Source organism: Micromonospora sp. AMSO12t (genome assembly GCF_008806585.1).
Lineage (GTDB): Bacteria > Actinomycetota > Actinomycetes > Mycobacteriales > Micromonosporaceae > Micromonospora > Micromonospora reichwaldensis.
This window is the reverse complement of sequence record NZ_WAAS01000388.1, coordinates 1-4,479: the sequence shown is the minus strand read 5'-3', so window position 1 is coordinate 4,479 and position 4,479 is coordinate 1. Positions and strand designations below refer to the sequence as shown.

The window sequence follows — 4,479 nt, the reverse complement described above, 5'->3', positions numbered from 1 at the left end:
AGCGGTTACGGCCCTCACCCACGGTGGGATAGGTTCCGGCCCGTGCCCTCCGCTTCCTGGTTGCGTCCGGTCCGCGTGTCCGTGGCCGCCCTGTTGGCCGCCGCCCTCGCCGGCTGCTCGCTGCCCGGAAGTGCCGACGACGTGCCCGCGCCGGGTCCGGCGGGCACCGGGCTGTCGCAGCCGGGGCCCGGCGGTGCGGCGACCGCCGGAAAGGGCGAGGTCAGCCTCCTCCAGCGGGTCGGCACGGACGGCCCGCTGCGCACGCTCAAGGTGGAACCGGACGGCAGGTGGGAGTGTGTCGACTGCGCCGGCGACGGCGTGACGTCGACCGGGGTGCTCGGCCCGGAACACGTCGCCCGGCTCCAGAAGCTGCTAGCCGACCCGGGCCTGGCGAAGGAGACCGACCAGGTCCGGCGCTACCAGGTCACCTGCATCGACGCGTTGACCTCCAGCCTGCTCACCTCGACCGGCCTGGTCACGTCGCAGGACTGCCCGGGCGAGGAGCACCCGCCCATCGCCAACGAGATCCTGCTGCTGCTCACCCAGGCCACCCCGGCCGAGATGACCGCCTGACGGCCGCGCTCCCGGCGGAGGCTCCGGGACCGGCGCCACCGGCGTCCGGACCTCGGGCCGGCGGAAGGCCGTCGCGCCGCGCCCGTCAGAGGACCTTGCCGGGGTTGAGCAGGCCGGCCGGGTCCAGGGCGGCCTTGATCGCCTGGTGCACCCGCAGGCTCACCGGGCCGATCTCGCGGGCCAGCCAGTCGCGCTTGAGCAGGCCCACGCCGTGCTCGCCGGTGCAGGTGCCGCCCAGTTCGAGGCCGAGGCGCATGATCTCGTCGAACGCGCGCCGGCCGCGTTCGAGGCTCGCCGGGTCGGCCCGGTCCACCACGATGTTCGGGTGCATGTTGCCGTCGCCGGCGTGGCCGACCACGCCGATCGGCACGTCGCACTCCACCGCGATCCGGGCCACCCCGTCGAGCAGCGCCGCCAACGCGCCCCGGGGGACCGCCACGTCGTCGATGACCAGGCCGCCGTTGCCGCCCGGGTAGGTCTCCGCCGCGAACTTCTCCATCGCCGGGTGCGCGAGCCGGCGCGCCTGCAACAGGGCCGCCGCCTCCACGGCGTCGGTGGCCGCGTAGACCTCGTCGGCGCCGGCCGCCTCGCAGACCGCGGCCAGGCCCGCCAGATCGTCGGCCGCGCGGGAGCCGGTGTCGGCGGCGGCCAGCAGCAGCGCCTGGGCGTCCGTCCGCAGGCCCATCGGGCGGTACGCCTCGATCGCCCGCAGGTGCGTCCGGTCGAGCAGCTCCAGCAGGCTGGGGGAGAGCCCCCGGGCGGCGATCTCGGCGACGGCCGCGCCGGCGGCGGCGGTGGACGGGAAGACCGCCACCATGGTCAGCGACTGTGCCGGTGCGGGCCGCAGCGCCACGGTCACCTCGGTGATCACCCCGAGGGTGCCCTCGGAGCCGACGAAGAGCCGGGTGAGGTCGTACCCGGCCACCCCCTTGGCGGTACGCCGGCCGGTGCGCAGCACCTCGCCGGAGGCGAGTACCACCTCCAGGCCCAGCACGTACTCGGTGGTGACGCCGTACTTGACGCAGCACATGCCACCCGCGTTGGTGGCGACGTTCCCGCCGATCGTGGACGACTCCCACGAGCCCGGGTCGGGCGGATACCACAGCCCCTGCTTCGCCACGGCGGCGGCGAGCGTCGCGTTGACCACGCCGGGCTGCACCACGGCGATCCGGCTCACCGGGTCGATCTCCAGCACGGCGTCCATCGCGACCATGCTGACCACCATCGCGCCGTCGACGGCGTTGGCGGCGCCGGCCAGCCCCGTGCGCGCCCCCTGCGGCACCACCGGTACGCCGTGCCGCGCGGCCGCCCGCAGCGCGGCGGCCACCTGTGCGGTGGTGCGGGGACGGACCACGACCAGGGGCGTACCGGCGGCGCAGAGGTCGGCCTCGTCCCGCTCGTGCATCCGCAACAGGTCCGGGTCGGTGAGGACGGCGTCGTCGCCGAGCGCCGCCCGCAGGTCGTCGAGGAGGGGGGATCCGGCCATGTCGCCGAGGCTACGGTCGGTCCCGCGCGATCACCAACCGGTCCCCGGTGCGGGGTACCTTGGCCGACATGCTCTACCTGGACCGGCCCGCCTGGCCGTGGCGGGGGCGGCTCTGGTCCCACCTGATCAGCGACGTCTCCCCCGCCGAGCTGCACGCCTTCGCCGAGATGCTGGGCGTGCCCCGCCGGGGGTTCGACCGGGACCACTACGACATCCCGGCCGACCGGTTCGCGATGGCGGTCTGGCTGGGCGCCCGGGTGGTGCCGAGCCGGGAGCTGGTGCGCCTGCTCCGGCAGGCCGGGCTGCGCCGCCCCAAGCACCTGGCCCGCCCGCGTGGGGTGGAGGTGGGTGCGGGGGGCTAGCGGAGCGTGGACATCTCGCGGGTCAGGTTGGCGCGGGCCCGGGGCTCCCAGCGCCGTGCCAGCGGCGGCAGCCGGAACAGCGCCGGCAGGGCGAGCAGCCCGGCGAGCACCCGGGCGCGGCCGGCCCGGAAGTCGGGCTCGGGCACGTGCGCGTACTCCCGTCGGATGGCCGCGGCGTAGCGGTCGTACGCCTCGGGCGGCGCCGCCAGGACGGCGAGGTCGGCGTCGCAGAGCAGCGCACCGTCGGCGTCGCCCGGCTCCACGGCGTGCCCGGCGGTGAGCAGCACCAGCCGGCGCACCTCGGCCACGGCGTCGGCCGGCAGGCCCGCCCGGGTGAGCAGCGTCCCGGCGAGCGCCGCGCTGTCGCGCTCGTTGGCGTCGCCCCCGGCGCGCGGGTCGTAGACGGCGTCGTGGCACCAGGCCGCGAGGCGCACCAGGTCCGGCCGCCCGGCGGCCGGCGCGTGGGCGTCGACCACGTCGAGGACGGCCGCCAGGTGGTCGGCGTCGTGGTAGTGCCGGTGCGGCTCCCGCCAGCGGGCCAGCAGGTCCTCGCCGACCCGGCTCAGCTCCGCCGCGTCGGTCATCCCGGCGCCCCGGGCCGCGGCCCGCCACCGGTCGAGAAGATCGGCCACCCGGCCCAGTCTGCCCTACCGCCGTCGCCGCCGAGGATTCACCCGGCGCGCCACGGGTAGTCCCCGCCATGGCCGTGGCCCGGGACCGTCGATCCTCACTGGTGCGACGCGCCATATTGCGCGACCGGGGGAAGGAGCTCGACACGGCCCGGGTCGCCCGAGCCGTGGAGACCCTGCGGCACCGCAGCAAGGTCACCCTGCACGACCGCCTGCACCGGTTGCGGATGGCGATGGGCCTCGCCGTGCAGGCGGGCCTCGCCGCCGGACTGTCCTGGCTGGCGGCGCACGAGCTGCTCGGCAACCCGCAACCGGTCTTCGCGCCGATCTCCGCGGTCGGCACCCTCGCCGCCTCGGTCGGCCAGCGGTTCCGTCGTACGGTGGAGCTGATCGTCGGGGTGGCGATCGGGGTGGCCGTCGGCGACTTCCTCATCTACCTGCTCGGCACCGGTCCGTGGCAGCTCGGCCTGGTGGTCACCCTGGCCATCGTGCTGACCATCTTCGCGGGCGCCAGCGTGGCCATCGTCATCCAGGCGGCGGCCACGGCGGTGCTGATCGTCACGCTCAGCCCGTCGACCGAGAACCTGGAGATCCCCCGGTTCATCGACGCGTTCGTCGGCGGCGGCATCGCCCTGCTGGTCACCGCGGTCCTGCTGCCGCTCAATCCGCTGCGGGTCATCAACCGGGCCGCCCGGCCGGCCCTGGACCTGCTCGCCGCCCAGCTCGACATGGCCGCGGACGCCCTGCGGGACCGGGACCGGGACAAGGCCCAGCGGGCCCTGGACCGGCTGCGCAACAACCAGGAGGAGCTGGCCGCCTTCACCGAGGCCATCGAGGGGGCGAAGGAGACCGCCATGCTCTCGCCGGCCCGGTGGCACCGGCGGGACGAGCTCACCCACTACGCCGAGGCCGCCGACCCGATCGACCGGGCGATGCGCAACGCCGGCACGCTGACCCGGCGCGCGGTGACCCTGATCGAGGACGAGGAGCCCATCCCGGAGACGATGCCCGACGCGGTGGCCCATCTCGCCGAGTCGGTCCGCCTGCTCAAGCACGAGTTCGCCGTCGGCGAGGAGCCGGAGCAGGCACGGGAGCGGGCGCTGCGCGCGGTCAGCGAGGCCGGCCGGGCGTACGCCGACGGGGTCGGCTTCTCCGGCAGCGTGGTGATCGCGCAGGTGCGGACCACCGCCAGCGACCTGATGGTGGCCTCCGGCATCAGCCAGGAGGAGGCGAACCGCGGGGTCCGGCAGTCCTTCGGCGACCAGGACCGGCCGGACGGCGAGGGGGAGCGGGACGACGCCCCGAAGCCGCCCGCCGCCCCGCCGCTCGGCTGACCCCGGGGACCCTTGTCGACCCGGTCAGGCCCGCAGGGCGCGGGCCTGACCGGGTCGACAAGGGTCCCCGGGGTCAGCCGAGCGGCGGGGCGGCG

5 protein-coding genes are annotated in these 4,479 nt (G+C 75.9%); 3 read left to right on the top strand and 2 right to left on the bottom strand.

Annotated features, from left to right (window positions below):
* Positions 1 to 42 precede the first annotated feature (42 nt).
* Positions 43 to 573: a hypothetical protein gene (locus F6X68_RS30915; RefSeq protein ID WP_151457561.1), complete on the top strand. Its 531-nt coding sequence runs from the start codon at positions 43 to 45 to the stop codon at positions 571 to 573.
* Positions 574 to 658: 85 nt separating this feature from the next.
* On the opposite strand, the gene F6X68_RS30910 is transcribed toward F6X68_RS30915, so the two are convergent.
* Positions 659 to 2,059 (bottom strand): FAD-binding oxidoreductase, encoded by a 1,401-nt coding sequence (locus F6X68_RS30910; RefSeq protein ID WP_151457560.1) that lies wholly within the window; start codon positions 2,057 to 2,059, stop codon positions 659 to 661.
* Between the two features lie 68 nt (positions 2,060 to 2,127).
* On the opposite strand from F6X68_RS30910, the gene F6X68_RS30905 reads away from it, so the two are divergent.
* Complete coding sequence (locus tag F6X68_RS30905; RefSeq protein WP_151457562.1) at positions 2,128 to 2,421, top strand: DUF4031 domain-containing protein; 294 nt, start codon at positions 2,128 to 2,130, stop codon at positions 2,419 to 2,421.
* Here F6X68_RS30905 and F6X68_RS30900 read toward each other — a convergent pair.
* Positions 2,418 to 3,053, bottom strand: coding sequence for a metal-dependent phosphohydrolase (locus F6X68_RS30900; RefSeq protein ID WP_151457559.1), 636 nt, complete (start codon positions 3,051 to 3,053; stop codon positions 2,418 to 2,420). The two genes, F6X68_RS30905 and F6X68_RS30900, sit on opposite strands and share 4 nt — an antisense overlap.
* Positions 3,054 to 3,127: 74 nt before the next feature.
* Between F6X68_RS30900 and F6X68_RS30895 the strand changes: the two genes are divergently transcribed.
* A complete protein-coding gene (locus tag F6X68_RS30895) occupies positions 3,128 to 4,384 on the top strand; it encodes an aromatic acid exporter family protein (protein ID WP_225852533.1) in 1,257 nt (418 codons plus the stop codon).
* Positions 4,385 to 4,479: the final 95 nt, after the last annotated feature.

Bases quoted from the DNA above. Each gene is read 5' to 3' on its own strand.
- F6X68_RS30910 (WP_151457560.1), bottom strand. From the start codon at position 2,059: ATGGCCGGATCCCCCCTCCTCGACGACCTGCGGGCGGCGCTCGGCGAC.
- F6X68_RS30905 (WP_151457562.1), top strand. From the start codon at position 2,128: ATGCTCTACCTGGACCGGCCCGCCTGGCCGTGGCGGGGGCGGCTCTGG.